Here is a 25,597-nt window from a genome sequence, read left to right as displayed (position 1 = left end):
TCAATAACCGGCGTCGGCGTCAGCCATGTCGTCGGCATCGGCTTCAGCGGCAGCAGCCTTACCAGCTTCGGCAACGACACCGGCCTTGAGCAGCTTCTCGCGAATCTGCTTCTCGATTTCGGCACCAATGGCCGGGTTCTCTGCCAGGTACTTGGCCGCGTTGGCCTTGCCCTGGCCGATCTTGTTGCCTTGGTAGGCGTACCAGGCACCCGACTTCTCTACCAGGCCTTGGGAAACACCCAGGTCGATGATCTCGCCATTGCGATAGATACCCTTGCCGTAAAGGATCTGGAACTCGGCCTGACGGAACGGAGGCGAGACCTTGTTCTTGACGATCTTGACGCGGGTTTCGCTACCGACCACTTCATCGCCTTCCTTGACCGCGCCGGTGCGACGGATGTCCAGGCGCACCGAGGCGTAGAACTTCAGGGCGTTACCACCGGTGGTGGTTTCCGGGCTACCGAACATCACGCCGATCTTCATACGGATCTGGTTGATGAAGATGACCAGGCAGTTGGCGTTCTTGATGTTACCGGTGATCTTGCGCAGCGCCTGGGACATCAGACGGGCCTGCAGGCCGACGTGCATGTCGCCCATTTCGCCTTCGATCTCAGCCTTCGGCACCAATGCAGCCACGGAGTCGACGATGATCACGTCAACGGCGTTGGAACGCACCAGCATGTCGGTGATTTCCAGGGCCTGTTCGCCGGTGTCCGGCTGGGAGACCAGCAGGTCATCAACGTTGACGCCCAGCTTGCCGGCGTATTCAGGGTCGAGGGCGTGTTCGGCGTCGACGAAGGCACAGGTTGCGCCGTTCTTCTGGGCTTCGGCGATGACCGACAGGGTCAGCGTGGTTTTACCCGAGGATTCCGGGCCGTAGATTTCGACGATACGGCCTTTTGGCAGACCGCCGATGCCGAGCGCGATGTCCAGGCCCAGGGAGCCGGTGGAAATGGCCGGGATGCCTTGGCGCTCGTGGTCGCCCATGCGCATGACTGCGCCTTTGCCGAATTGGCGTTCGATTTGACCCAGGGCCGCAGCCAAGGCGCGCTTCTTGTTGTCGTCCATTGAAATCCTCACGTGTTCGACTTGGCCCTGACGGCCGGAATACCTGTATAAGTAGCCAGTATTATTCCACAGGCAAGCGCGCGCGCAAACCCCTGTCGTCGATTTACTCGGCACCAAGCTGTAACAAGCCGTCTAACGCAGCGATCACCGTCTGTCGGCGCACCGCCTCGCGGTCACCGTCGAAGTGCCGGCGCTCGCTGCTGACATGGCTACCATCGGCCCAGGCGAGCCACACGGTCCCCACCGGTTTGGCCGGCGAACCGCCGTCCGGCCCGGCCACGCCGCTGACCGCCACGGCAAAGCGTGCACCGCTGGCGGCCTGGGCACCGCGGGCCATGGCCTCGACCACCTCCTGGCTGACCGCGCCAACCTCGGCGAACAGCGCCTCGGGCACGTTCAGCTGGCGGGTTTTCTGGGCATTGGAGTAGGTCACGTATCCGGCCTCGAACCAGGCCGAGCTGCCAGGCACACGGGTGATGGCCTCGGCGATGCCACCGCCGGTGCAGGATTCGGCGGTGGTCACCTGCGCGTTGAAACGGCGCAGGTGTTCGCCGAGGCGGGTGGACAGAACGGTGATCGGGTCCATGGGTGGGTTCCTTGAGCGGGTGGTGACACCGTAGCATTTGGTGAGCGGGAGTGGGATGGGCAGCATTCTACGGCGCCATGTTTTAGTCTGGCATGCACTAAAGCCCCCCACGCACCTCCCGCACATAGTCCTGACAAGCCCGCAACGCCATCAAGCCCCGGTCCCCTTCATCGGTGATGGCGATAATTCGTCGAGCATGCGCCGGCTCAAGTCCGGCGCGTACGGTTGCATGATCCACGCCGCCGGCCTCGGCAGCGGCTGGCATTGCACTGCAGACGGCACCACGTTCGACCAGGACCGACAAGCGCAGATCGGCAGTAGCAAGGCGATCACGCAGGCGAGCCTGAGACTGTTGTGCATCGGCAAGCTCCTTGTAATGACGGTTTTCACTTTGTTCCAGGCGTTGTTCAAGTAACTGACGCGCCCCACGTTCGGCGAGCAGCCGGGCCAGCTCGGCATCGGCCTGTGCTTGCGCCAGCTGCGCCAGTTGCCGCCCGCAGCGCCAGCCCTGCAGTTGCCAGGCCAGCGCTGAGCACACCATCAACAGCAACACACCCAGGCCAAGTTGCAATCGGCTCAACACAGCACCTCGCGCGCACGCGCCCAGAGCCTGAGGCGATCCTCCAGCCCATTGAGCCCACCATTGATATGGCGCGTGATGCGGTTGAACTCACCGCGATCAGCCAAGGCATTGAGCCCCCGCGAATGCCAGAACCACGCCGCCGACTCGCAGGCCCAGCGCGGTTGTTCGAGCAACTGCGGTTGCGCCAGCAAGCGCTCGTCGCCAAACAGTGCGCGGCTGCAGGCCTGGTAGTTGTTGCGCCCGGTGATCTGGATCAGGCCGCGCCCGCAATACAGCTGCCCATCGCCATCGGCCTGTGGTGTATTGCCCAGGCGCAAGGCCAGGCTGCCGGTGTCGTAGCGCGCCAGATAGCGGTCATTGCCCAGCTCCTTGACGTAGCGGAACTGGCCGGATTCATGGCCGACCTGGGCGATGAACGCCGCCACACGCTTGGGGTTGTCGATTTCCCAGCGCGGCAGCGTGGCATTGAGTGCCGAAAGAAAAACGCCCGCAACAGGGCGGGCGTTCGGCAGAATCTGTAGCAATTGCGTTTCAGTGAGCATATCTGACTCCTTCCCTGTAGCGTCCTTCAAGCCTTGATCACGGCCCGCCGGCGAGGCGCTGCCCCCTTGGCCTGCACCTTGCCCGTCTTGCCGCCATTGCCCTGCACCGTGGTGCGCCAGCCCGATGCGGTGAACACCTGCTCCACCGAATCGATCTGGTACTGCCCATCCAGGCCATCGGCAAAGCCGTGCAAGGCAATGCTGCGCTCGGCAAACAGGTCGGTACGCCCCGGCAGATCCAGGCGCACCTGGGCAGTATCACGGTTGAAGCTGGCCAGCCGCGCCCTGGCCGCTTGTTCGGCAGCGGCGCGGTTGGGGTAGAGGTGACGGTCGGTATGCACTGGCCGCTGGCCTTCAACAGCCGCCTCGTTGACCAGTTCGATGGTCTTCGTTTCACCGCTGGCAGCGTCCTGATGACGAGTGCGCACGGCTTTGCGCGCGGCTTTGTCGTCCAACCGGAAATGCCACTGGCTGACCTCGTTGCGGGCAACGCCGACCACGCCCAGGGGGGTGCCGCTGGCGCTCTGCCCGGCCTGGCGCGGCAGCACCAGCAACTGCCCATCGGCGAGCTTGGCGGTGCAGTCGTACTGGCGGGCCAGGCGCGTGATGAAATTGAAATCCGATTCGTTGTACTGATCGACACGGGGTACTTGGACCCGCACCGGGCAGACCACCTGCCAGCCATTGCGCGCGCCGATTTCGGCGACGATGCGCTGTAGCGGCACGGCCTCCCAGCTGCCACTGCGAATGGTCCTGCCACTGCCGCGCAGGTCACTGGCCTTGCCGCGAATCACCAAGGTATCCGGCGGTCCGGACAGCTCGACCTCATCGACGGTGTAACGCCCCATCCGAGTCAGCGGCAGGCCGGCGTACCCCAGATGCACCTCGATCAGCGCACCGCGCGCCGGCAACGCCACAGCACCGTCGCGGGCGTCGATGCGCAGCTCGAAGTCGTCCGATTCCATGCCCGGTTTGTCGGTGGTACGCAGCAGCAACAGGCGGTCATTGATCAGCGCAGTGATGTCCTTGCCATCAGCCTGGATACGAAATACCGGTTGCATGGCATCAGTCCCACAGCTGCACGAGGTTGGCCGGGACCAGCGCCAGCGTCGGCAAGCGGATCGTTACGCCGCTGCGAAACGGCTGGGCCTCGTCGGCCAACCCCTGGTTGGCTTGCAATACCGCCTCGACGCTGCCGTCGAGATGCCCGTAATAGTGGTGACAGAGGGTATCGAGCACATCGCCCTCAGACGTTTTGCAGGTCTTGTCCATAGCTGACGAACTCCAGTGAGAAACCTTGTTTGCGGGGAATGCCGCCGGCCAGCAAGGCGGCCTGCTCTTCCTCGATACTGGTCAGGCACCAGGTGCCGAGCACTTCGCCATAACCGGTGGTCAGCGACAGCGGCAGCAGTTGGCGGCCAATGCCGCGCAGCGCCTGCAACTGGCCCAATCCGCCCTTGAAACCGGGGAAAATGGCGCCACGGATGCTGATGCTGTCTTCGCCCAGGCTCACCGCCTGTTGGGCGTTCTCGCGGCTCAAGCGCTCTTGCCCGGCCCAGCGGAAACGCGTTTGCCGGCGCAACTGGTCGAAGGCGGCGGTGTCGAGGTTGAAGTAGTACGGCGCAGCGTTGGCCTTGAGAGGCTGTAGTACCAACAAGTGCGGGAACGGCTTGATCGCTTCTGCCGCCGGGGTGACTACTGGCGCGAAGCCAAAGGTCGACAGCACACCGTTGGCGACCGAACGCACATCGCCGATCACGCGCCGAATGGCCGCTCCCGCCTTGCCCAGGTGTTCGGCAAAGGCATCGACGCGGTCGCGCACCTTGCGCACCACGTCGAGGGTCTGGTCATACTTGGCAATCACCTTGTCGACGCGCTGCTTGGCCGAATCAATGGCGCGCATCGTGCGTTGCAGGCGTTTGCCGATTTCCGGGCCGATCCATGGCAGGGCTTCGAGTTCGCTGGCCGCCTCCCTGGCATGGCCGACCGCCTGGTTCATCGGGTCGAGCATGGCGTCGGCACGCCGACGCCCCTCCTCGCCCGCCTTGACCAGTGCATGCAAGCCAGCTTGCAACTGTTCCAGGTAGGTCATGGGTCCTCCTCATGGCTGTGGTTGATCGGCCATCTGCACCGAACGCGCCTGGCGCATCAGGTCGTCGAGCACGCGGCGGGCGATGGCTTCCAGTTGTTGCAGGGTGGTCGGGTCGTCGAGGCTGTTACTGAAGGTCACCGGCATGTTGGCGGTGAAGGTGAATTGCTGGTTTATCGGCGCTGGCAATGCTGCGCTGGCAGGCGCCGAAGACGGCAACTGCGCAGCGGCGGACCGCGCGGGTTCGGACACCGGGTGCTTGCTCGCAGGGCTGTTCTCCAGGCCAAGTCCTGCACCCAGAGCCTTGCCAAACCACCCGCCAAGGCTCTCGCCGCCGATGCTCCCCAACGCCCCACCGAGCAGGCCGCCTATTGCCGTGCCGATCACCGGTACCACCGAGCCGATCGCAGCACCGGCAGCCGCGCCAGCCAAGGTGCCGCCCAGCCCGCCGACCGCACTGCCGTAGCCTTCGACCTTCTGCACGGCGGTGGCATCACTGCGGTAGGTCTGCGCCAGTTGCAGCGAAGTATCCAGCAGCGCGCCGACAGGCACGCGCCTGAACAGGCTCCTGACTGCACCTGGACGGCTGCCGCCAGCCGGCGCAAGCGCGGGCGAAGCAGCAGCAAACCCAAAGCCCTGCCCTGGCGTACCCGCAGTAGCGACACTTGCCAGCAGGCTGAATGCACCGGAGACGGCAGCGCCGGGTGGGCTCGGTACTTGCGTGGCCCGTAGCGCCTGGACATCCTCGACGGCCTTGCTTTCCCCGCGATACTCGGCGCCTTCGACAGCAGGCGCGGTGTTGACGACCGTCGCTGTGGATGAGCCTTGCACCGAGCGATCAGGATTGTCCTGGTACATCACCAGATCAAACAGACGCCCTCCGAGCAGTTCACCTGCCCATTCACCCAAGTGGCCACCGGCAACGCCGGCGAGCTCCTGAACGTCCTTGTTCTTGGTGAAAACCGCCGCTATCGACGCACCGAGGAGCGTCCCGCCCAGCTCACCAGCGGCCGCCCCCATCCCCTTGGCCTTGTCCTCGGGCGTCTCGCCGTCGTTCCAGGCCTTGAACGCCGAAATGCCAGCATTGAACGCACCTGACTTCAATCGGCTGCTGATTGCAGTCTGCGCACGCTGCCGCTGTTCAGCTGGCAAACGACGGCCAACCTCATAGGCCATGCGCGCCCCTACAATCGTGCCAACGCCCAACACCGACGCGGCAACCTTGACACTCTCAGCGGTCGATCGGCGAGTGTGCGAGGGTTTTTCGGACGAAGCAGCAGATGCCTCGGCGGCCGGATCGCGTGCAGTGTCCGGCGCTGCACCGTGCTGCTGCCCTTGCTGGAAAACAGGCTTGAGCCGAGCCAACCCGGCGATTACCCGATCGAGTGACAGATAGTGCTGACGCAGGCGCTCCACTTCGTCCGCTTCAGTACCCAGCCGGGCAAGCTGATCTTGCTGATGCTGATCCTGGTCCAGCGCCAACTGGCGTTCGACCTGGCGTACCTTGCCGAGCTCCAACCCCAGGCGGATCACCTCGCCGATCAGGCGACCGAGCCGGGTGCCATCGGCCTGCCTGCGCAGGCGTTCGACATCCCGGCGCAACTGCTCGATGGCGAGGCCCAAGGGGTTGATCACGGTGACGCCGAGCCCGAGGGTGAACACCTGTGTGTTCGCCATAGGTTCCTCCTGGTCACGGCGCGAGCCACCAGACCATGTCGCTGTACGGCATGGTCATGATTTCGCTCGCGGAAAAGTTCAGTTCCCTGGCCAGCCGCTTGGCGGCGGCCTTCTGCCGGGCCGGGTCAAAGTTCGTCGTCCTGCACCAGGCGAAAATAGCCGCTCTGCAAACGGCTATAGTCCTTGAGGGCAAGGCCTTCGAGGTCCTTGATGCCGACTTCGGCCAGCGACGCGAACAGGTTCAGCTCGCGCTGCTCGTCATCCGCCACGCCGCCGGCCTGGGCATTGCGGATATCGCGCACGGTCGGTGCCCGCAGCGACAGGCTGTCGACTTGCACGCCGTTGGCTTCGCTGGGGCGCGACAGACGCACGGTGACGCGGTCGGCACTGAGGGTCAGCCAGTGCGGCTGTTTTTTCGCCTGAGCCATGGTCGCCTCCTTACAGGCCAAGCGCAGCGCGCTGGGCGGCCAGTTGGTCGACGCCATCGATCACGCGCTTCATGCCCAGCGCGTCGATCTCGTAGATCAGGCGGCCATCGACTTCGAGCTTGTAGTAGGTCAGGCCAACGCTGTGCTTGATCTCGGCCTTGTCGCCGGACTTCCAGTCGCCCATGTCGATTTCTTTGAGGGTGCCACGCAAGGTGACCACCACCGGGTTGATCTTGCCCTTGAGGCCCTTGAAGGCGCCGCGGAAAGTGCCGTTGAAGCCGCTGCCGTCGGCCAGGCCGAAGAATTTCAGCGCTTCACGGCGCACGCCTGTGGTGGTGAAGGCCGCTTCCTGTTTCTCCATGCCCAGGTCCATCTCGACCGGCATGTCCATGCCGCCGGGGCGGTGTTCTTCCATCTTCAGGGTGAGTTTGGGCAGGGTCAGGCTGGGTACATCGCCCTGGAAGCTGACGCCATCGACGAACAGGTTCAGGTTGGCCAGGGTTTCGGGGATCATTGCCATGTGGATGCGCTCCTTAAGCGGCGGAATCGAGGACTTCGGTCAGCCACTGGTTAGTGACTTCAACGCGGAAATTGGGGTTTTCGGCAGGCGGCACGTCGGTGAAGCGGATGTTCCAGTACACCTTGCCCTGCTCGAGCTGGCTGGCCGTGTTCAGCTCCGGGTCGGCGAAGACCTCGAAGTTGATGATCGCGCCCTGGTTCTTCAGGTCGCGCATGAAGGCCTGCAGGCCTTCGGTGACGTCCTTGACGTAGGTGGCGGTGATGGCGCGGTCGACGGCCCACTTGTGGCCGTAGAGGATCGCGTCCATGACGATGTCCAGGGTCCGCACACGGGTGACGAAGGCCCATTTCGGGTCGCTGGACAGGGTGCGGTTGCCCCACAGGCGGAAGCCGTCGTCGCGGATGATGGTGGCGATGTTGGCGTTGTTCAGCAGGTTGGCGCGGCAGCTGTCGTCGCCGTCGAGGAACTCCACCGGGCGGGTGGTGCCGGTGATGCCGACGAACTCCTTGTTCGACGGCGAGGCCCAGAAGCCGTATTCGCTGTCGGTCCAGGCGAACAGGCCGGCCACCCACGCCGAGCCCGGCGCGTCGACAGTCGCCTCTTCACCGTTGTCCCAGTACTGCACACCCGGGTCGACCAGGAAGGCGCGCTTGGCGCCGAAGTTCTTGGCGTAGTCGAGGGCTGCCTCGTCGGTGGTGTTGGGGCCGTCGATGATGGCGATGCCGCGCAGTTTGTCGGCCAGGGCTACCAGTGCGGTGCCGACCGCCTGGGTAGCGCTGTGACGGGGTGCGGCCAGCAGGCGTGGCTGGGCGTTGAAACGGCTCTTGCCGTCGAGCAGCGCCTGCAGGCCGGTGCGTTTGCCATCGGCTTGAACGCTGCCGATGATCGCGGCAGTTTGCTCGGCGGCATCTTCGAGCTTGGCTACACCGCAGGCGACGATGACCGCCTTGGCGCGGGTGTAGATGGCGCGGCAGGCCTTGGTGATGGCCGCGTTTTCGCCGAAGGCGGCGATGGCTTCGCGCTCGCTGGTGATCAGAACAAGGTCGTTGGCCTTGGCCGTGACGCCAGCGCCTTCGGTGAAGGTGTCGACCAGGCCGATGATCGAGGAAGACGGCAGCGCGATGCTGCGGGCGCCGGTGTCGACGTTGGTTACGGTGACGCCGTGGAAGAATCCACTCATGTAGGTTTACTCCAGGTTCAGGTACGAAAAGGCCCTGCGGGTGCAGGGCCGAGTAGAAAACTTGCAGATAGAAAAAAGCCCCGGGGAGACGGGGCTTTACTGAGCTTGTTGAACTAGCCAAACCGGTGGCTCTGGTCTCGATGAGGAATCAGGAAACATTGAAGAAGTTGGCCAATCACGGAGGCTCTGTCGATAGACGAGTAATTCACTGTATTGCGCCGATGACAGCGAGCTGTTGATACTCATTGCCAGCTCGTCACGATGACGCATCACCAGCCACTCGCTAGTTTGCAGTTGATAGTCGCGCCACATGCGCATAGCTTGAATCAACTCACCTTCAGTCGTGCCCGAGGGTGGAGCAAATCCGCCCTCGACAACGTTCCAACCGGGTCTCGTCTCAATCGAACACTTTTCCCAGACTAGCTCGGAATGATAGCGGTCGAGCGGATCAATATCGGTAATTTCCATTACCCGACCGTTTGCAATTCGTGCCCACATATCAATTCTCTTCAGTAAGTAATGACTACGCAGCCATCGGCGCCCGACTGCGAAATAATAACCGTACGACCGCCGCCGCCCATGCCCGGCTGTGTCGGTGTGGAACTGTCAGAACCGGCATAAATTGATTCCCCACCGCCGCCAGGCCCGCCCCACGCACCAGAGTTGTTAGTGTTGCGTACCGGCGGGGAGCCTGCCCCCAAGGAGGCATTGAAGTCTCCACCAACCCCCATGCCGCCGCCTGCACCGTTAAATAGCGTTCCCCCCTCTCCCCCGGTTGCGGAACAGAACGAACCGAACGACGATGTACCTCCCCATGAGCCAGCCGTATTTACGACATTTACGGCTTTGCCGCCTGCACCCACCGTTACAGTGATGCTTTCTCCAGGGGTAACAGCGCAGATGCGGCTGCAGATTCCTCCGCCACCGCCGCCACCCGCGCCAGTCTCAACAGGCCCGAACGCACCGCTGCCTCCCCCCCCGCGTAGATCGACGAGCACTCGAGTTACATTGGCAGGTACTTTCCATTGGTAAGTACCTGCCTTGGCATAGAGCGCGCGACCGCGAAAAGGAAAGTTAGCGCTGGTAGCACTTGTTGCTCCGCCCGCAACGACCCCGTAAATACCGTCGGAAAGACACGCCAAGATCAATGGCGGGTCGAGATGCGTAACGGTCACCGCCGCATAAGACGTTGAACCAACGGCAACATACCCTTTGCCAGAGCGAGGCGCATTTATCGTCAGCGTTCCATTACCGGAGCCTACCGACACAATGAAAATCGACCCGCTTGTTACTCCCGAATCGGGAAGATTTAAGGTTCCTTCCCAACTCCCTACTCCGGACATGGTGCAATACTTGCCAGCATGCGCCTGACTCAAGGTTTGCCCGTTAGATAATCCGACTGCAGGGCCTGGCAAGTTAAAACCCAGCTGCTTGACGAACTCCGTTGTAGCCAATTGAGTACTATTGTCATCCCGAGCAGCGGTTGGAGCGCGGGGAAGCCCCGTAAACACCGGACTGGCCAGATTAGCCTTGAGACTAAGCGCGCTGTTAACTTGAGAGGTCGTTAGAACATCTGTGAGGCCGTAAGCTGCTACCGTGCTTGGATTAGTCGCAGCAAACACACGACCATACTTATCGACCGTCACACTGCGATAAGTGCCCGCCGAAATTCCGCTGCGCCCGAATGCCATTTCGTACTGCTGGGCACTGACACCCAATGTAATCGGCCCGTCGCTGACTAGCTGCCAGGCGCTGTCGCTATTGGCTTCCCCCCTCTCCACCAATATCAAAAGTCCAGGGGTCACTTTTGCATCGGTGTCAGCGTCGCTGCTGCGACTCCACCCCCCCGCAGCAGCCAGATAGATGCCATTGTCCTTAGCAGCCGCCTGGTTCTTGACCAAGACTCGCGCTCCCGCGACAAGCGCTACGCCATCTATAGTCTGCAACCCGCTCAAGGCAATGTTTGCCGTTGTCGCTACCAACACCGAATGCTTGAAATCCTGCTTCGCCAACTCTTCGGTCACCCATTCCCGAGTAGCCAGCACCACCGCCGGATCTATCTTCAGCTGCACATTACTGGCACTGCTCACCACCAGGTTCATCCGCACCACCTGGGTACGTCCCGAGCCCTGGCTCAGCAGCGGCTTGAAGGTCGGCGCACAGTTGGCCACGGCCACCATGTCGCCATCGGCATCGTAAAGCGCGATCTCGCGGATCCACTTGCCGCCGACATCCGCCGGAATGACCTGCTCGGCAATGATGATCGCGCTGTTCTTGTCATCCACCTTCAGCTGGTTCAACGGCGCGCGGCGCCATTCGTTGATCAGGGCGGTCTGGGTGGCGTTGGGGGTGGGGTCGGTGCCGTTGGCGTCGCCTACGCCCATCTGGGTGATTGTCCAGGCAATGCCCAAGGCATCGGCATTGGCCTGTTTCGCCGCGCCCACATTGGTGAGGATCGCGTAGAACTGAGAAGTCTGGTCAACCATGTGCAATGTCCAAGGTATCGATTGTATGTTCGCGGCCGCCTCGCCCAACGACGCCGGTGATCTCGATGTCACGTAGCGTCGGCGGGTAGATGTCCAGTTCGTCACCGTCCTGGATTGCGCAGCCGACATGAAGGGCGCCCCGGCTTTCGAGGCTGATCACCAACCCGGTCAGGTGGCGGCTGACGGGCCGGGCGTCATCGATCAGCGATGACAGTTCCTGGTAGGTGCTTTCACTGATGCCCGCATCGGAAACGCCGATCTTCAGGGCAAAGGTCCCCGCTGGTGCGGGGGGCGTGGCTTGCCACCACTCCTCCACCTCGATCAGGTAACCGAACGGTTCCACCACCCGCCTGAGCGCGCCGAGGGTGCCTTTGTGGGCGTGAACGAAGAACGCAGCGCGGATCACCGAACGCTTGATCTCGTCGCTCCAACTGTCTTCCCAGCGGTCCACCGACCAGGCCCAGGCCAGGTGATACAGCAGGTGCGCGGGGCAACTGTCCGGGCTGTAGAGACGGCGCAGGCTGACTCTCAGGTCCTCATCGGCCGCCACTTCGATGGCCCGCTCCAGCGCTGTGCGATTGAGCGGCAACAGGCTCTGCATGTCAGCCACCCCGCTTGAGGGTGTAGCCCGTGCACCAGGCCGCCTGCGCCTTGCTCGGGCGGATGTCGGCCCAACCGCCCAGCTCGACCCGGCTGACACCGTCGATATGCAGCTGGGCATCGATGCCCGAGCGCGCCACTTCCACGCCCAGGCGACGCCGTGGATTGATCCAGGCCTCGAGACGGCGCTGGCACTCGGTGAGGATCGCCTCGTACTCAGGACCGCTGTCGGCCAGGTACAGCACCGCATCGATGCGATAAGGCAGGATTTCGGCGCTGCGCACATTGACCCGATCGGCGACCGGGCGGATGTCATCGTCATTGAGGTAGGTGGCCACCTGCGCCAGCAGCTCGGCACTGGCCTGGCCATTGCCCTCCAGCCCCAACACGGTGACATCCACCACCGCCGGCGACGGGCTTTCGGCGGTGGCGTCAGCCACCTGCCCCGAAGCGTTGCGGGCGTGCAGGATGTAACTGTTGCGTGGGCCGGCCGTGGTCAGGCCTTCGTAGACCAGTTGTACCCGCTCACGAAGCGCATCGTCGGACTCCAGCAAGGCCTCGACGGGCGGCACGCTGGCCAGGTCCTCGGCCTGGATCACCAGGCGCTGCAGGCTGACATTGGCCGCCAGTTGGTCCAGGTCACTGCCTTGGGCGTAGGCCAACAGCAACGCCTTGGCAGCGTCGTTGATGCGGGCCCGGTTGAGCAGCTTGCGATAGGCGCCGACCTCGAGCAGTTTGGTGACCGGATCGCTCTCCAGGCTGGCGGTCCAGCCGTCGCCCAGGTATTCGCGAAAGGTCTGCAGATCGGCCTGATAGAGGGCTTCGTAGTCGAGGTCCTCCAACAGCTGCGGAGCTGGCAGTTGTGACAGGTCGACCTGGCTCATACGCGCACCTCCAGCAACGCTTCATCGCCCAGGTAGCGACCCTTCAAGGCCAGGCTGACCTGGCCATCGAGCACGGCGACGACCTTGACCCGATCCAGTTGCAAACGGGGCTCCCAACGGCCCAGTGCGCGAGCCACTTCGGCCTGCACGGCACTCTTCCAGCCCTCGTTGACCGGCAAGTCGACGAAACGCCGCAGCTGGCTGCCGTATTCAGGGCGCATGCGCCGGCTGCCCAGCGGCGTGGTCAGGATGTCTTCAATGGACTGGCGCAAATGATCGATGCCGGCCAGCGGCTGGCCGGTGCGGCGGTCCATGCCGATCATGGTGCACCGCCCTGTTCATGGGTATGCATGGCATTCTCCTGTTATGAAAAAGCCCGCATGCGCGGGCTTGATTCAGTGTTTGTGGTTGGCCGTGTTGCCGGCGGTGTCGATGATCCGCCCACCGCCATTGATGTCGCCGCTCACCTGCAGTGGGCCGTCGACCGTGACATTGCCTGTGAGATGTATCGCTGCCGCCTGCAGGCTGATCGCCGCTTCGCTGACCTGCACGGTGCTGGCGCCGACCTTGATCGTCGCGCTGCCGCCAGGTAGCTCGATGTCGTAGTGGCTGGCCTGCCAGTCGTAGCTGAGCGAACCGCCATCGGGAAAACGCCAGACCTCGACATGCGCGCGGGTGTCCGGCGCACTGCCGGCATTGCCATACAGCCCTGCCAGGAAGGTGCCCTGGGCCGGCTCGCCGCTAGGGCTGAGCAATACGCCCTGCTCGCCCAGGCTGGGGGCTCGCCAGTGCCGCGCCTGGCCGGCCGCCTGGGCGTGCCAGCGCAGCCAGGCGCTGGTCCAGCCGCTGCCGTCCGACACCCGCACCCGGGCGGCGGCAAGGTCAACCGCCACCACCCGGCAAGGGATGACCAGGCAGGCCAGCATGCGGTCATGCATGGCGCTGACATAGCTCATGACAGCTCCTCGGGGGCGATGTACTGCGCTTCATTACCCACGCCGATTTCCGGCGCGAAACCCAGCACCAGGCTACCGGGAGGCTGGTCCGGCCAGTTCCAGCGGGCCTCGCCGAGCAGCACCGGCTGGTCCCAGCGCACGGTCCAGGCGCTGCCCTCGAACTGCGCCTGCACGTTGCGGCTGGCCTCGACGAAGTCCAGTGCCCAATGCTGCTGGCGCAGCAGGTCCATCAGTTGTGCGGCGAGCAGGCTGCCCTGCAGGCGCGCTTGCGGGTTGGCGCTGTCGGCGGTGATGTCGGCCTCGAAGGTGGCAATCAACACCGAGCGGCCATCGCGCGGTGCTGCATCTGCCGTCATTTGCACGATGCCGTGGCGCAGCGCGGGGCGCTCAGGGGCATTTCCTACGAACGTATAGGCATCTACCGATGCCAGTTCCGGCATCGCCTCACGAATGGTTGCGGTCACGGCCGCATGCAAAGTGGCCAGTTCGCTCATGCATATTCTCCTTATCGCTCGTCGGCTTGGGTACTGTCGCGCAAGCCCAGGCGCCGGATCGCCCAGCGTTCGTAAAGGCGCATGGCGACATCGGCGCCGCCAACCGCAGTCATGCAGCCAAATGCACTGGCCGCCCAGATCGACAGGCCACCGGCATACAGCAGCATCACCGTCGACACGCCGCAGACCATGCAGGCCCCGGAGCGCAGCGCCAGCCGTCGCAGCAGCGACCAGCCCGTGGCTCCGGCCTTGTCAGCCCGCCACATCTCACCGCTGAGGCCCCCCAGCAATGCCAGGACGATTACCAGCCAGAGCGGCATTTCCAGCAACGCTTGTTGCTCGTTCGTCACTGTCCTGTCTCCTGTGTAATGCCTGTTGGCAGGGGCCAGCAGGCGGGTTGTGGGTACTCTGTCTCTTTCAAAAGCCTCGGCATTCCAAAAGGCCCGGCTCGCCAGGCCTTTCAGTAATGCGTTGTCGAACCGGCGGCCACGACTGGTGACGCCGCGCGGTTGCGCTACAAATTGGTGACTCCGACCGCGGCCACCTGCCCGCCGGATAACTGTTCGTGGTGCTTTACGCTGCACACCCGGGCCAGTTGCCAACCCTCTGGACAGTTGAGGCCTGTCCATCGCTGCCTGTGTAACAACCGGTTTCCGTCCGGCTTGAGACACAGGCTATGCATTAATGCATATGCAGTCAATGCATTTCCTCACTTTTCTATGCACTTATTTTTGCTGATATGCATGCAAGCCATGCGCGGCATGGTTTGTAGGGCTTTTCTGCAGGCGAAAAAAAACCCGCCGAAGCGGGTTTGTTTAGCCGTGAGGCTGTCAGCGAGCGTACATGCCCCACCAGAATACATGCCCAAGCAGGCTGATCTGCTCGTCCTGCATCTGCTGGAAGCTGTAATCCTCGTCGGGGTGCTCATCGCGATTGAAACTGCGCAGGCGGATGCCGGTAGGCAGGCGGTAGACCTGCTTCACGCGCAGCTGGCCATTGTGGTTGATGGCGTAGAGGTCACCATCGATGATGTCGCCAATCGAACATTTGCCGGTATTCACCCCGACCGTCGCACCGTCCCGCAGCACAGGCAGCATGCTGTTGCCACGCACGGTCACACACTTGGCCTGGTCGAACTGCACGCCATTGTGACGCAGGCTGCGCTTGCCGAAACGTAGCCGCGCACGCTCGCTCTCTTCGATGACGAATCTTCCTGATCCTGCTGCCAATTCGACCTCACGAAGGAAAGGTACCGACACCTCGTCATCCTCGACGGGGGTTTCATCGTCCCACAGGCTGATGTCGCTGAGGTCCGCGTGGCCATGGGCCGGCAGCGCGGCTTCGCGCGACTCGCCAAGCTCGGCACGCCCGCGCAACTGTTCGGTGCTCACGCCGAAGTATTCGGCGATCTTCGACACGTGCTTGTCGGAAGGGTCGACGATCTTGCCGCCGAGAATCCGCGACAAGGTGGATTGAGGGACACCCGTGCGCCGGTACAGCTCCGTCGGGGACAGGCCGTGGCGGTCGAGCAGTTCTCTGAGTACGGAGGCTACGTTGCGTTTTTGCATAGCGTGCATAATGCAGGCATAAGGCAGCGAATGCAATGCAGCGTTCAGCACACCTCGAGGCTTTCACGAGCCATTGCCATGACCACTTGTTCGTCGGCCTCTGGCAGACGCGGCAAGCCCCGGGGCCAACCGTTCGACCAGTCGCAACCACCCTGCCGGCGCATGTCCTCGAGCGCCGAGCGCCACCAGATCACCTTGCATGCCTGTTGATACTCGTCGTTGCCGATGAAACTGCCATACAGCAGCTTGCGTCCGATGCCACGCATTTCTGGCGGCAGCCGCTTGAGGCTCCACTTGGCGGTAAGGCGATCGAACCAGGAGGGTTCTGGCCTTTGCACCGGCACCTGCAACGCCAGCTCGAGCATGCGCGCATCGAAGCGATCACCATGGCGCGCGAAGAAGACCTCCAGAACGGCATGAATAAACGGCTTCATCGCGAAGTAGTGGCTGATGACGCCCCGCGCCTGGTTGATCTGCTTGCCATGCAGCTCGAATGAAAAGGCGATCTGCTCGATGGTATGCAGGGTAGCAGCATAAGGCGTCCAGGCGTCTATGCGATGCACGGCACGCTCGGCGATACCGGCGTTTTCCAGGGAAAAGCCCAGTACTCCGCTGTTACAAAGCCGCAAGTCGCTTGCCGGCGCGTCCCCGCAGTCGGTCAGCGCCTGGGTGAAACTTGCGTAGTAGTTGGCGCGTAAAGCCTCTACCCAGCTCATCTCGATTTCATCCACCAGGAACTGGCGCGCATCAACCTGCTGGAACAACTGCAGCGGTGACTGCAGGAACACGGTATCGGTATCGATGAAGATGGTCTTGTCTGCCCACGGCGCAGCATGGGCGATTGCGCATGCCTTGCGGCGGTGAATATAGCCACCGTCGCCGCTCCAGGCCTGGAGCTGTTCCGCCTCAAGAGCGATCACTTCCACGGGCCAGCCATCGAAGGCCTGCGGCTGGTCGGTCAGCACGCGAATGGTCGGCAGTTCCCCAGGCTTGCTGCGCGCCAGCGCGGTGAGGATGCTCAGTTTCGCCTCCAGCTGGTAGATCCGCCGCTCACCATAAAGTAGGTAGATCAGCTGCTGTTTGGCAAAAGAGACCGTGCTGGAAACATTCATCGTGAAATTCGGGGGATCGCGCTGCAAAGGGGGGGCATTGTAGAGAAGTGCGCGGCGCTTAACCACACTGCTTGCCGCGCGCCTCGCCTGCAACTCGGCAAAAAAGCCTGTACCATTGCCGGTTTCACAATCGCCAACCAGATCACCCGCTGTAAGGCCCCGAATGTCTGATCTTTCCGCACACACACCGATGATGCAGCAGTACTGGAAGCTGAAAAACCAGCACCCGGACCAGCTGATGTTCTACCGCATGGGCGACTTCTACGAAATCTTCTACGAAGATGCGAAGAAAGCCGCGAAGCTGCTGGACATCACCCTGACCGCGCGCGGTCAGTCGGCCGGCCAGTCGATCCCCATGTGCGGGATTCCGTTCCATTCGCTGGAGGGCTATCTGGCCAAGCTGGTCAAGCTTGGCGAGTCGGTGGTGATCTGCGAGCAGATCGGCGACCCGGCCACCAGCAAGGGCCCGGTGGAACGCCAGGTGGTGCGCATCATCACCCCCGGCACGGTCAGTGACGAGGCCCTGCTCGACGAGCGCCGCGACAACCTGATTGCCGCCCTGCTCGGCGACGAACGCCTGTTCGGCCTGGCGGTACTGGACATCACCAGCGGCAACTTCAGCGTCCAGGAGATCAAAGGTTGGGAAAACCTGCTGGCCGAGCTCGAGCGCCTGAACCCGGTAGAGCTGCTGATCCCCGACGACTGGCCACGCGACCTGCCCGCCGAGAAACGCCCGGGCGCCCGTCGCCGCGCGCCGTGGGACTTCGACCGCGATTCGGCGCGCAAAGCCTTGTGCCAGCAGTTCGCGACCAAGGATCTCAAGGGCTTTGGCTGTGACAAACTGACCCTGGCCATCGGTGCCGCCGGTTGCCTGTTGACCTACGCCAAGGAAACCCAGCGCACGGCCCTGCCGCACCTGCGCAGCCTGCGCCACGAGCGCCTGGACGACACGGTGATCCTCGACGGCGCCAGCCGCCGCAACCTGGAGCTGGACATCAACCTGGCCGGTGGCCGCGACAACACCCTGCAATCGGTGATCGACCGCTGCCAGACCGCCATGGCCAGCCGGCTCTTGACGCGCTGGCTGAACCGCCCGCTGCGCGACCTCAAAGTGCTGCAGGCACGCCAGGACTCGATCCGCTGCCTGCTCGACGGCTACCGCTTCGAAAAGCTGCAGCCGCAGCTCAAGGAAATCGGCGATATCGAGCGCATCCTCGCCCGTATCGGCCTGCGCAATGCCCGACCGCGAGACCTGGCGCGCCTGCGCGATGCTCTCGGTGCCTTGCCCGAGCTGCAGAACGCCATGAGCGAGCTGGAAGCACCGCACCTGGCACGCCTGGCCGCCATCACCGGCACCTACCCGGAGCTGGCCAGCCTGCTGGAGCGTGCCATCATCGACAACCCGCCAGCGGTCATCCGTGATGGCGGCGTGCTCAAGGCCGGCTACGACAGCGAGCTGGACGAGCTGCTGGCGATCAGCGAGAACGCCGGGCAGTTCCTCATCGACCTGGAAACCCGCGAGAAGGCCCGCACCGGCCTTGCCAACCTCAAGGTCGGCTACAACCGTGTGCACGGCTACTTCATCGAGCTGCCGACCAAGCAGGCCGAGCAGGCACCGGGCGACTACATCCGCCGCCAGACCCTCAAAGGCGCCGAGCGTTTCATCACACCCGAACTCAAGGCCTTCGAGGACAAGGCGCTATCGGCCAAGAGCCGTGCCCTGGCGCGCGAAAAGATGCTCTACGACGCGCTGCTGGAAACCCTGATCAGCCACCTGGCTCCACTGCAGGACAGCGCCGCCGCGCTGGCCGAGGTCGACGTACTGAGCAACCTTGCCGAACGTGCGCTGAACCTCGACCTGAACTGCCCGCGCTTCACCGACGAGCCGTGCCTGCGCATCGAGCAAGGCCGCCACCCGGTGGTCGAGCAGGTGCTGACCACGCCGTTCGTGGCCAACGACCTGAGCCTGGACAACAGCACGCGCATGTTGATCATCACCGGCCCGAACATGGGTGGTAAGTCCACCTATATGCGCCAGACGGCCCTGATCGTGCTGATGGCGCACATCGGCAGTTTCGTTCCGGCCGCCCGCTGCGAGCTGTCACTGGTCGATCGCATTTTCACCCGTATCGGCTCCAGCGACGACCTGGCCGGTGGGCGTTCGACGTTCATGGTCGAGATGAGCGAAACCGCCAACATCCTGCACAACGCCACCGACCGCAGCCTGGTGCTGATGGACGAAGTCGGCCGCGGCACCAGCACTTTCGACGGCCTGTCACTGGCCTGGGCTGCAGCCGAGCGCCTGGCCGAGCTGCGTGCCTACACCCTGTTCGCCACCCACTACTTCGAGCTGACCGTGCTGCCGGAGAGTGAACCGCTGGTGGCCAACGTGCACCTGAATGCCACCGAGCACAACGAGCGTATCGTCTTCCTGCACCACGTGCTGCCTGGCCCGGCCAGTCAGAGCTACGGCCTGGCCGTGGCGCAGCTGGCGGGCGTGCCGGCGCCAGTGATCCTGCGCGCACGCGAGCATTTGGGCCGGCTGGAAACCACCAGCCTGCCCCATGAAGCCCCGCTGAGCAAAAAGGCCAAGGACGAGCCGCAAGTCCCACACCAGAGCGACCTGTTCGCCAGCCTGCCACACCCGGCCATCGAGAAGCTGGGCAAGCTGGACCTGGACGACATGACCCCGCGTCAAGCTATCGAAACGCTATATCAACTAAAGAACCTGTTATAACGGCGCCCACTACAAGCTGGTAGAATCCGCCGCGGTTTGCTGGTGCTGCAGGCTATTAGCCTGGCCTGCAGCCACATGCCCGTAAACCGCGCGGCCCTGAGAGGAAGGGCCGCCGCCGTCGCCTGAGGAGAGAACTAGAAATGACCTTCGTCGTCACCGACAACTGCATCAAATGCAAATACACCGACTGCGTGGAAGTCTGTCCGGTGGACTGCTTCTACGAAGGCCCGAACTTCCTGGTGATTCACCCGGACGAGTGCATCGACTGTGCACTGTGCGAGCCTGAATGCCCGGCCCAGGCGATCTTCTCTGAAGACGAGATCCCCGCAGGCATGGAAAACTTCATCGAGCTCAACGCCGAGCTGGCAGAAATCTGGCCAAACATCACCGAGCGTAAGGACGCCCTGCCCGACGCAGAAGAATGGGATGGCAAGCCTGGCAAGATTGCCGATCTGGAGCGCTAAGCGCCCGGACACGAAAAAGGCCCGCAACGGGCCTTTTTTCATTTTCTGCGGGCAAAAAAAAGGGGCGGTTTGACCCGCCCACATTTTTTCCGTAGTCCCTGCTTGTCCCAAACATCATCCTGATGAAATCGCTTCTTGCGATGTCCTTGGCCTTCTCCCTGAAAGCCTGTGCATGTCCGTGTGCACAGTTCGAATACTAGCGAGTTCCTTGAGGCAGGCAACTGCGAGATCTGTCGGGATGTTACTGGGGACACATTTCCACACAGCCAAAAAATATCTATATTTCAGTTGGTTAGGAAAAAACCAGACCTGAAAGCGACGTTGATTTACTGGTAGTTACACCGATGGCTTACAAAAAGAGTAAGCAAAAGCTTACACGCCATGCATGAGGGGTAGCGCCGTACACAATGCTCAGCCCCGGATTGCTACCCGCCTCACCCAGATAGCACAAACAAAAACGCCCCGAGGTCATCGGGGCGCTTCAGACAGCGTAAAGCCTGGCTTACTGGAACAGCGACTCGCTGGAAAGTCCGTTCTTCTCGAGGATCTCGCGCAGGCGCTTGAGCCCCTCCACCTGGATCTGCCGCACCCGTTCGCGGGTCAGGCCGATTTCCAGGCCAACGTCTTCCAGGGTGCTGCTCTCATGCCCACGCAGGCCGAAGCGGCGTACCACAACCTCCCGCTGCTTGTCGGTCAGCTCACCCAGCCACTGATCGATGCTCTGCGACAGGTCATCGTCCTGCAGCAGTTCGCACGGATCGGTCGGGCGGTCGTCGGTCAGCGTATCGAGCAGGGTCTTGTCCGAGTCCGGGCCGAGCGACACGTCCACCGAAGACACCCGCTCGTTCAGGCCCAGCATGCGCTTGACCTCGGCGACCGGCTTTTCCAGCAGAGTGGCGATTTCTTCAGGCGAAGGCTCGTGGTCGAGCTTCTGGGTCAGTTCCCGCGCGGCACGCAGGTAGACGTTGAGCTCCTTGACCACGTGGATCGGCAGGCGGATGGTGCGGGTCTGGTTCATGATCGCCCGCTCGATGGTCTGGCGGATCCACCAGGTCGCGTAGGTCGAAAAGCGGAAGCCCCGTTCCGGGTCGAACTTCTCCACCGCGCGGATCAGGCCCAGGTTGCCCTCCTCGATCAGGTCGAGCAGTGACAGGCCACGGTTGACGTAACGGCGGGCGATTTTCACCACGAGGCGCAGGTTGCTTTCGATCATGCGCTTGCGGCCGGCAGGGTCACCCTTTTGCGACAGGCGCGCAAAGTGCACTTCTTCTTCCGGCGAAAGCAGAGGCGAGAATCCGATCTCGTTGAGATACAGCTGGGTGGCATCGAGCGCCCGGCTGTAATCGATGTACTTGTGTTGCTTGAGCGAAGAGCCCGATTTCGCTCTGGTCCGAACCGAAGGTACAGCAGGTTCGTCTGACACCACATCCGTTTCCAAAACGATGCCCGTCTCCATGAGGAGGACGTCATCGTCGATGTCAAACTCCGGCGCTTCTTTACTGAGAGCCATTGTTATAGTCCTTTGCTGAGTTCGAACTCAGACTCTTGCGGCGCCTGTCTCCCTGGCATCGCAGGAGCCTGTCCCCTCTACATCCAAGGAACAGGCCGGGGTACAACGATCAACGGCGTGGCAGGAACTGGAGCGGATCGACGGGTTTGCCCTGGCGGCGAATCTCGAAATGCAGCTTCACCCGATCTGTGCCCGTAGACCCCATTTCAGCAATCGACTGCCCTGCTTTGACCTGCTGCCCCTCCCGAACCAACAGCCTGCGGTTGTGACCGTAGGCACTGACGTAGGTGTCGCTGTGCTTGATGATGATCAGTTCGCCGTAGCCCCTCAAGCCACTCCCGGCGTAGACCACCGTACCATCAGACGCAGCAAAAACAGGCTGTCCCAAATCACCGGCGATATCAATGCCTTTATTCAAACTACCGTTTGAAGCGAATTTTCCAATCAGCACGCCATTGGCTGGCCACGTCCAGTTCCCCACCGCACGCTCTGCGGCGGGCACCGTGGTAACCACCGGAGCAGGCGTGGCGGGGGTTGTTGGCGTCGACTTTCCGCCGTTCCCGGCGGGGCTGACAGGTGCCCCGGCAGGGCGACGAATGACCGTTGTCCGGCTCGATGAGGACGGGCTGGAGACCACGGTACTGCTGCCGGAGGCGCCACTGCTGAAACGAATGGCCTGGCCCGGGCGAATGGTGTAAGGCGCGGCGATGCCGTTACGTGCCGCCAGCTCCTTGTAGTCCCAACCATAGCGGAAGGCGATGGAGAACAGCGTATCGCCAGGCTTGACGACGTACTGCCCCGACGTCACTGCCGGCCGCTTGGGCGCTGCAGCGTTTCGATCGACCACGCGCGCACCGCTGGAACTGCTGCTGGTGCTGGAGCAACCTGTCAGCAAGGTGCCCATGGCCAGTGCAATCAGCAGAAGCTTGAAAGCCGACCGATCCTTGCGCTGCCGAATGACTGTGTGCCCCACCCGCGCTCCCCTCATGGTGCCGAAAATCGATAAGACGAAAAGAAATGCAATATTGTTGCAATTATAACCAAGCCACACGGCATTGGCAGGGCTCTGGCCCCGCCAGATAGACAGGGCCTTGCCGCAAGAATTCGTTGCTGCTGCAAATATTCCCGGCGCTTCAGGCCAGCGGGCCGTTGAGCAGCGGCACGAACCGGACCGCGCCCAGGACGCGACGGGAGAAACCGTGCTCTTCGCGCACGATCAGCATCAACTGCTGCACCTCACCGGCCTGGCCTACCGGGATCACCATGCGCCCGCCCGGCGCCAGCTGATCGAGCAGCGCCTGCGGCACTTCCGCCGCCACCGCCGTGACGATGATGCCATTGTAGGGCGCCAACGCCTGCCAGCCGTCACAGCCATCCCCCCAGCGAAACACCACGTTACGCAGGTTGAGTTCGACCAGGCGCTCCTTGGCCCGATCCTGCAGCACCTTGATCCGTTCCACCGAGAACACCCGCTCGACCAGTTGGGCCAGGATCGCGGTCTGGTAGCCGGAACCGGTGCCGATCTCCAGCACCTTGTCCAACGGCCCGGCTTCCAGCAGCAGCTCGCTCATGTGCGCCACCATGAACGGCTGGGAGATGGTCTGGTTGTGCCCGATCGGCAGCGCCGTGTCTTCATATGCCCGATGCGCCAGCGCCTCGTCGACGAACAGATGGCGCGGGGTACGGCGAATCACCTCGAGCACCTTGGCGTTCGACACGCCTTCCTCGTAGAGGCGCTGGATCAGCCGCTCGCGGGTGCGCTGAGAGGTCATGCCGATACCGCCACGGCGCTGCAGATCGTCCTGTTCACGCATCAGAGCAGGCCCTCCAGCCAGCCGTCGAGCTGTTCGAAGGCATCGTTGAACGTGCGGTCCAGCTGCAAGGGCGTAATCGACACATAGCCTTGCATGACCGCATGGAAATCGGTGCCAGGCCCGCCGTCCTCGGCGTCGCCGGCCACGGCGATCCAGTAGCCTTCCTTGCCGCGCGGGTTGACGACCTTGGTCGGTGCCGCCGCCCGCGCCCGATGGCCGAGGCGGGTCAGCTGGATCCCGCGGATGTGCTCCAGCGGCAGATTGGGGATGTTGACGTTGAGCACGGTGCGCGGCGGCAATTGCAGGCGCGGCAGTGCCTCGACCAGGCGCCGGGCGATGTGGGCAGCCGTCGGCAGGTTGTCGGGCTGGCGCGACAACAGCGAGAACGCCAGCGAGGTGCCGCCCAGGAAGCGGCCCTCCAGCGCGGCGGCCACCGTGCCGGAATAGATCACGTCATCACCCAGGTTGGCCCCCAGGTTGATGCCCGAAACCACCAGATCAACCGGCTCGGGCAACAACCCATTGAGCCCCAGGTGCACACAGTCGGTCGGCGTGCCGTTGAGGCTGATGAAACCATTGGCCAGGGTCTGCGGGTGCAGCGGCCGGTCCAGCGTCAGCGAACTGCCGGCGCCGCTCTTGTCTTGATCCGGGGCGATCACCACGCACTCGGCATAATCCGCCAGCGCACCGTGGAGCGCGGCGAGGCCAGGTGCCGTAACACCGTCGTCATTCGAAATCAGAATACGCATGGGCTGTCCGTCTGCCCTGCCGGCACCAGATCGACGAGTTCGCGCACCACCACGGTGGCGAAGCATCCGGCCGGAAGGACGAATTCCAGTTGCAGGATATCAGGCTCGGGATAATGCCACGTCAGGCCGCCAATAGGGAGCCGCAGGATGCGCCGTTCGTGACTCATGCCCGCATATGCCAGCCATTGGCATAGCGCCAGGTGCTGCTCGCCGATCGCCGCTTCCAGCTCGAAAGTCGCACCGGTTGCGGGCGACGGCCCTTCACCCCACATCGGGCCGGTGGGATGCAAATCAAGGATTCCCAGGCGAGGATCAGAACATTCCTGCTCGCCCGCCGGAAAGAAACTACGACTGTCGGTGAACGCCAACAGATCCCCGACCTGAGCGCGCTGCCAGCTGCCATCGGCGACTCGCGCCGCCAGCACCTGGTTGAACACGTAGCTGCGTGCTGCCGAAAGCAGGCGCGAACGCACGTTGCGCTGCTCTGGCAGGGCCTTGCGCGATGCCCAGTCCCGAGCATCGTGGACATTGCCACCGCCGTAGCCGAAACGCTGGCTGCCAAAGTAGTTCGGTACGCCCTGCACCCTGAGCTGTTGCAGGCGTGCATCAAGGGCCTGGTGGTCGGCTGCCAGGGCGGTCAGGCGCAGGGTGAAGCCGTTCGCCGAATGAGCGCCGCGCTGCAGCTTGCGCTGGTGGCGCACTTGCTTCAATACGCGCAGGCTGTCGTCTTCGGCACGCGACAGGTCCGGGTCGGCCTTGCCCGGCAGGTGCAGGCTGAACCACTGACGGGTCAGGGCCTGGCGGTCCTTGAGGCCGGCATAGCTGATGGCACGTACCGGTACGCCAGCAGCACGGGCCAGGCGGCGCGCGGCTTCTTCGGTGTTGAGGTCACGCTTCTCTACCCACAGCCACAGGTGCTCGCCCTGGCCGGACAGCGGTATGTCCAGCACCTCGTCGACCTGGAAGTCTTCGGCGACGGCTTTGAGCACTGCGCTGCCCAATGATTCACCCGACGCGCGCGGGCCCAGCAGGTCCAGTTCGGTCATGCTGGCAGCAGCAGGGCGACCGCATGCACAGCGATGCCCTCCTCGCGACCGGTGAAACCCAGCTTCTCGGTGGTGGTGGCCTTGACGTTGACCTGGTCGAGTTCGACCTGCAGGTCTTCGGCAATCAACTGGCGCATGGTTTCGATATGCGGAGCCATTTTCGGCGCCTGGGCGACGATGGTGGCGTCGACATTGCCGACCTTCCAGCCCTTGGCCTTGACGATAGCGACCACATGACGCAGCAACACGCGGCTGTCGGCGCCCTTGAACTGGGGGTCGGTATCCGGGAAGTGCTTGCCGATGTCGCCCAGCGCCGCAGCACCGAGCAAGGCATCGCTCAAGGCGTGCAACAGCACGTCACCGTCAGAATGGGCCAGGAGGCCGTATTTGTGAGGGATACGCACCCCACCCAGGGTAATGAAATCACCGTCGCAGAAACGGTGCACATCGTAGCCGTGGCCAATACGCATAGAAAAACGCCCTGATTGAGTCAGGGCGTGATTC

Annotated in this window: 29 protein-coding genes; 2 read left to right on the top strand and 27 right to left on the bottom strand. The window is 63.1% G+C overall.

From position 1 onward, the window contains the following. From recA to HU738_RS08615, 21 genes are all read right to left on the bottom strand, one after another. A complete protein-coding gene (gene recA, locus HU738_RS08715) occupies positions 1 to 1,068 on the bottom strand; it encodes a recombinase RecA (RefSeq protein ID WP_186603176.1) in 1,068 nt (355 codons plus the stop codon). A 103-nt stretch (positions 1,069 to 1,171) separates the two neighbouring features. Further along, entirely contained in the window at positions 1,172 to 1,654 is a 483-nt protein-coding gene (locus tag HU738_RS08710) for a CinA family protein (RefSeq protein ID WP_186603177.1), read from the bottom strand. A 97-nt stretch (positions 1,655 to 1,751) separates the two neighbouring features. Next, a complete protein-coding gene (locus tag HU738_RS08705) occupies positions 1,752 to 2,195 on the bottom strand; it encodes a lysis system i-spanin subunit Rz (protein WP_186603240.1) in 444 nt (147 codons plus the stop codon). A gap of 35 nt (positions 2,196 to 2,230) precedes the next feature. Further along, on the bottom strand, positions 2,231 to 2,779 hold the full coding sequence (locus HU738_RS08700; RefSeq protein ID WP_176506530.1) for a glycoside hydrolase family 19 protein: 549 nt from the start codon (positions 2,777 to 2,779) through the stop codon (positions 2,231 to 2,233). A 26-nt stretch (positions 2,780 to 2,805) separates the two neighbouring features. Then, on the bottom strand, positions 2,806 to 3,840 hold the full coding sequence (locus tag HU738_RS08695; RefSeq protein WP_186603178.1) for a phage late control D family protein: 1,035 nt from the start codon (positions 3,838 to 3,840) through the stop codon (positions 2,806 to 2,808). A gap of 4 nt (positions 3,841 to 3,844) precedes the next feature. Further along, positions 3,845 to 4,051 carry a tail protein X gene (locus HU738_RS08690; RefSeq protein WP_176506532.1) on the bottom strand — a complete coding sequence of 69 codons (207 nt, stop codon included), beginning with the start codon at positions 4,049 to 4,051 and terminating at the stop codon, positions 3,845 to 3,847. Further along, entirely contained in the window at positions 4,026 to 4,871 is an 846-nt protein-coding gene (locus HU738_RS08685; RefSeq protein ID WP_176506533.1) for a phage tail protein, read from the bottom strand. The genes HU738_RS08690 and HU738_RS08685 overlap by 26 nt, the downstream gene beginning before the upstream one ends. Before the next feature lie 9 nt (positions 4,872 to 4,880). After that, positions 4,881 to 6,545, bottom strand: a complete 1,665-nt coding sequence (locus HU738_RS08680; protein WP_186603179.1) for a hypothetical protein — start codon at positions 6,543 to 6,545, stop codon at positions 4,881 to 4,883. Positions 6,546 to 6,670: 125 nt separating this feature from the next. Continuing rightward, a complete protein-coding gene (locus HU738_RS08675; protein WP_186603180.1) occupies positions 6,671 to 6,973 on the bottom strand; it encodes a phage tail assembly protein in 303 nt (100 codons plus the stop codon). A 10-nt stretch (positions 6,974 to 6,983) separates the two neighbouring features. Beyond that, a complete protein-coding gene (locus HU738_RS08670; protein WP_027920000.1) occupies positions 6,984 to 7,493 on the bottom strand; it encodes a phage major tail tube protein in 510 nt (169 codons plus the stop codon). Positions 7,494 to 7,506: 13 nt separating this feature from the next. Further along, positions 7,507 to 8,673, bottom strand: coding sequence for a phage tail sheath subtilisin-like domain-containing protein (locus tag HU738_RS08665; protein WP_186603181.1), 1,167 nt, complete (start codon positions 8,671 to 8,673; stop codon positions 7,507 to 7,509). 96 nt (positions 8,674 to 8,769) lie between these two features. Further along, a complete protein-coding gene (locus tag HU738_RS08660) occupies positions 8,770 to 9,141 on the bottom strand; it encodes a phage tail assembly chaperone (RefSeq protein ID WP_186603182.1) in 372 nt (123 codons plus the stop codon). Positions 9,142 to 9,182: 41 nt separating this feature from the next. Continuing rightward, complete coding sequence (locus HU738_RS08655; RefSeq protein WP_202884334.1) at positions 9,183 to 11,159, bottom strand: phage tail protein; 1,977 nt, start codon at positions 11,157 to 11,159, stop codon at positions 9,183 to 9,185. Beyond that, positions 11,152 to 11,760, bottom strand: a complete 609-nt coding sequence (locus tag HU738_RS08650; protein WP_186603183.1) for a phage tail protein I — start codon at positions 11,758 to 11,760, stop codon at positions 11,152 to 11,154. The genes HU738_RS08655 and HU738_RS08650 overlap by 8 nt, the downstream gene beginning before the upstream one ends. A 1-nt stretch (position 11,761) precedes the next feature. After that, complete coding sequence (locus HU738_RS08645; protein WP_176506539.1) at positions 11,762 to 12,643, bottom strand: baseplate assembly protein; 882 nt, start codon at positions 12,641 to 12,643, stop codon at positions 11,762 to 11,764. Continuing rightward, positions 12,640 to 12,966: a GPW/gp25 family protein gene (locus HU738_RS08640; RefSeq protein ID WP_054885343.1), complete on the bottom strand. Its 327-nt coding sequence runs from the start codon at positions 12,964 to 12,966 to the stop codon at positions 12,640 to 12,642. Before HU738_RS08640 ends, HU738_RS08645 begins: the two co-directional genes overlap by 4 nt. A 72-nt stretch (positions 12,967 to 13,038) precedes the next feature. Beyond that, positions 13,039 to 13,599, bottom strand: a complete 561-nt coding sequence (locus HU738_RS08635) for a phage baseplate assembly protein V (RefSeq protein ID WP_176506540.1) — start codon at positions 13,597 to 13,599, stop codon at positions 13,039 to 13,041. Then, positions 13,596 to 14,093, bottom strand: coding sequence for a hypothetical protein (locus HU738_RS08630; RefSeq protein ID WP_186603184.1), 498 nt, complete (start codon positions 14,091 to 14,093; stop codon positions 13,596 to 13,598). The genes HU738_RS08635 and HU738_RS08630 overlap by 4 nt, the downstream gene beginning before the upstream one ends. Positions 14,094 to 14,104: 11 nt before the next feature. After that, positions 14,105 to 14,443: a phage holin family protein gene (locus HU738_RS08625; RefSeq protein ID WP_060479503.1), complete on the bottom strand. Its 339-nt coding sequence runs from the start codon at positions 14,441 to 14,443 to the stop codon at positions 14,105 to 14,107. A gap of 480 nt (positions 14,444 to 14,923) precedes the next feature. Then, positions 14,924 to 15,670: a LexA family transcriptional regulator gene (locus HU738_RS08620; RefSeq protein WP_099814888.1), complete on the bottom strand. Its 747-nt coding sequence runs from the start codon at positions 15,668 to 15,670 to the stop codon at positions 14,924 to 14,926. A gap of 35 nt (positions 15,671 to 15,705) precedes the next feature. Beyond that, positions 15,706 to 16,773, bottom strand: coding sequence for a hypothetical protein (locus HU738_RS08615; RefSeq protein WP_186603241.1), 1,068 nt, complete (start codon positions 16,771 to 16,773; stop codon positions 15,706 to 15,708). 163 nt (positions 16,774 to 16,936) lie between these two features. On the opposite strand from HU738_RS08615, the gene mutS reads away from it, so the two are divergent. Then, the gene (mutS, locus tag HU738_RS08610; RefSeq protein WP_176506543.1) at positions 16,937 to 19,510 is read left to right on the top strand and encodes a DNA mismatch repair protein MutS; all 2,574 of its coding nucleotides are present in this window, start codon (positions 16,937 to 16,939) and stop codon (positions 19,508 to 19,510) included. A gap of 140 nt (positions 19,511 to 19,650) precedes the next feature. After that, on the top strand, positions 19,651 to 19,974 hold the full coding sequence (fdxA, locus tag HU738_RS08605; protein WP_176506544.1) for a ferredoxin FdxA: 324 nt from the start codon (positions 19,651 to 19,653) through the stop codon (positions 19,972 to 19,974). A 502-nt stretch (positions 19,975 to 20,476) separates the two neighbouring features. Here fdxA and rpoS read toward each other — a convergent pair. The 6 genes from rpoS to ispF all read right to left on the bottom strand — a co-directional run bounded on the left by rpoS (position 20,477) and on the right by ispF (position 25,563). Next, entirely contained in the window at positions 20,477 to 21,484 is a 1,008-nt protein-coding gene (rpoS, locus tag HU738_RS08600) for an RNA polymerase sigma factor RpoS (RefSeq protein ID WP_016392283.1), read from the bottom strand. A gap of 109 nt (positions 21,485 to 21,593) precedes the next feature. Beyond that, positions 21,594 to 22,457 carry a peptidoglycan DD-metalloendopeptidase family protein gene (locus tag HU738_RS08595; RefSeq protein WP_186603185.1) on the bottom strand — a complete coding sequence of 288 codons (864 nt, stop codon included), beginning with the start codon at positions 22,455 to 22,457 and terminating at the stop codon, positions 21,594 to 21,596. A gap of 160 nt (positions 22,458 to 22,617) precedes the next feature. Continuing rightward, positions 22,618 to 23,256, bottom strand: coding sequence for a protein-L-isoaspartate(D-aspartate) O-methyltransferase (locus HU738_RS08590; protein WP_176506620.1), 639 nt, complete (start codon positions 23,254 to 23,256; stop codon positions 22,618 to 22,620). A gap of 41 nt (positions 23,257 to 23,297) precedes the next feature. Next, a complete protein-coding gene (gene surE, locus HU738_RS08585; protein ID WP_110639791.1) occupies positions 23,298 to 24,047 on the bottom strand; it encodes a 5'/3'-nucleotidase SurE in 750 nt (249 codons plus the stop codon). Continuing rightward, the gene (gene truD, locus HU738_RS08580) at positions 24,035 to 25,093 is read right to left on the bottom strand and encodes a tRNA pseudouridine(13) synthase TruD (protein ID WP_176506545.1); all 1,059 of its coding nucleotides are present in this window, start codon (positions 25,091 to 25,093) and stop codon (positions 24,035 to 24,037) included. The genes surE and truD overlap by 13 nt, the downstream gene beginning before the upstream one ends. Then, a complete protein-coding gene (ispF, locus tag HU738_RS08575) occupies positions 25,090 to 25,563 on the bottom strand; it encodes a 2-C-methyl-D-erythritol 2,4-cyclodiphosphate synthase (protein WP_054885354.1) in 474 nt (157 codons plus the stop codon). Before ispF ends, truD begins: the two co-directional genes overlap by 4 nt. Positions 25,564 to 25,597 lie beyond the last annotated feature (34 nt).

The sequence above is a fragment of the Pseudomonas vlassakiae genome, assembly GCF_014269035.2.
GTDB lineage: Bacteria > Pseudomonadota > Gammaproteobacteria > Pseudomonadales > Pseudomonadaceae > Aquipseudomonas > Aquipseudomonas vlassakiae.
The sequence above is the reverse complement of the archived record's forward strand: the minus strand, read 5'-3'. Positions and strand labels throughout refer to the sequence as shown.

Excerpts from the sequence above, each read along its gene's own strand:
- HU738_RS08640 (WP_054885343.1), bottom strand. The coding sequence starts at position 12,966 with ATGATCGGCATGGACCGCCGCACCGGCCAGCCGCTGGCCGGCATCGAT.
- HU738_RS08680 (WP_186603179.1), bottom strand. The coding sequence starts at position 6,545 with ATGGCGAACACACAGGTGTTCACCCTCGGGCTCGGCGTCACCGTGATC.
- ispF (WP_054885354.1), bottom strand. The coding sequence starts at position 25,563 with ATGCGTATTGGCCACGGCTACGATGTGCACCGTTTCTGCGACGGTGAT.
- HU738_RS08655 (WP_202884334.1), bottom strand. The coding sequence starts at position 11,159 with ATGGTTGACCAGACTTCTCAGTTCTACGCGATCCTCACCAATGTGGGC.
- HU738_RS08630 (WP_186603184.1), bottom strand. The coding sequence starts at position 14,093 with ATGAGCGAACTGGCCACTTTGCATGCGGCCGTGACCGCAACCATTCGT.
- truD (WP_176506545.1), bottom strand. The coding sequence starts at position 25,093 with ATGACCGAACTGGACCTGCTGGGCCCGCGCGCGTCGGGTGAATCATTG.
- fdxA (WP_176506544.1), top strand. The coding sequence starts at position 19,651 with ATGACCTTCGTCGTCACCGACAACTGCATCAAATGCAAATACACCGAC.
- HU738_RS08690 (WP_176506532.1), bottom strand. The coding sequence starts at position 4,051 with ATGGACAAGACCTGCAAAACGTCTGAGGGCGATGTGCTCGATACCCTC.
- HU738_RS08665 (WP_186603181.1), bottom strand. The coding sequence starts at position 8,673 with ATGAGTGGATTCTTCCACGGCGTCACCGTAACCAACGTCGACACCGGC.
- HU738_RS08590 (WP_176506620.1), bottom strand. The coding sequence starts at position 23,256 with ATGACCTCTCAGCGCACCCGCGAGCGGCTGATCCAGCGCCTCTACGAG.
- HU738_RS08695 (WP_186603178.1), bottom strand. The coding sequence starts at position 3,840 with ATGCAACCGGTATTTCGTATCCAGGCTGATGGCAAGGACATCACTGCG.
- HU738_RS08700 (WP_176506530.1), bottom strand. The coding sequence starts at position 2,779 with ATGCTCACTGAAACGCAATTGCTACAGATTCTGCCGAACGCCCGCCCT.
- HU738_RS08685 (WP_176506533.1), bottom strand. The coding sequence starts at position 4,871 with ATGACCTACCTGGAACAGTTGCAAGCTGGCTTGCATGCACTGGTCAAG.
- HU738_RS08645 (WP_176506539.1), bottom strand. The coding sequence starts at position 12,643 with ATGAGCCAGGTCGACCTGTCACAACTGCCAGCTCCGCAGCTGTTGGAG.
- HU738_RS08705 (WP_186603240.1), bottom strand. The coding sequence starts at position 2,195 with ATGGTGTGCTCAGCGCTGGCCTGGCAACTGCAGGGCTGGCGCTGCGGG.
- recA (WP_186603176.1), bottom strand. The coding sequence starts at position 1,068 with ATGGACGACAACAAGAAGCGCGCCTTGGCTGCGGCCCTGGGTCAAATC.
- mutS (WP_176506543.1), top strand. The coding sequence starts at position 16,937 with ATGTCTGATCTTTCCGCACACACACCGATGATGCAGCAGTACTGGAAG.
- surE (WP_110639791.1), bottom strand. The coding sequence starts at position 24,047 with ATGCGTATTCTGATTTCGAATGACGACGGTGTTACGGCACCTGGCCTC.
- rpoS (WP_016392283.1), bottom strand. The coding sequence starts at position 21,484 with ATGGCTCTCAGTAAAGAAGCGCCGGAGTTTGACATCGACGATGACGTC.
- HU738_RS08650 (WP_186603183.1), bottom strand. The coding sequence starts at position 11,760 with ATGCAGAGCCTGTTGCCGCTCAATCGCACAGCGCTGGAGCGGGCCATC.
- HU738_RS08635 (WP_176506540.1), bottom strand. The coding sequence starts at position 13,599 with ATGAGCTATGTCAGCGCCATGCATGACCGCATGCTGGCCTGCCTGGTC.
- HU738_RS08675 (WP_186603180.1), bottom strand. The coding sequence starts at position 6,973 with ATGGCTCAGGCGAAAAAACAGCCGCACTGGCTGACCCTCAGTGCCGAC.
- HU738_RS08670 (WP_027920000.1), bottom strand. The coding sequence starts at position 7,493 with ATGGCAATGATCCCCGAAACCCTGGCCAACCTGAACCTGTTCGTCGAT.
- HU738_RS08615 (WP_186603241.1), bottom strand. The coding sequence starts at position 16,773 with ATGAATGTTTCCAGCACGGTCTCTTTTGCCAAACAGCAGCTGATCTAC.
- HU738_RS08660 (WP_186603182.1), bottom strand. The coding sequence starts at position 9,141 with ATGGAAATTACCGATATTGATCCGCTCGACCGCTATCATTCCGAGCTA.
- HU738_RS08620 (WP_099814888.1), bottom strand. The coding sequence starts at position 15,670 with ATGCACGCTATGCAAAAACGCAACGTAGCCTCCGTACTCAGAGAACTG.
- HU738_RS08710 (WP_186603177.1), bottom strand. The coding sequence starts at position 1,654 with ATGGACCCGATCACCGTTCTGTCCACCCGCCTCGGCGAACACCTGCGC.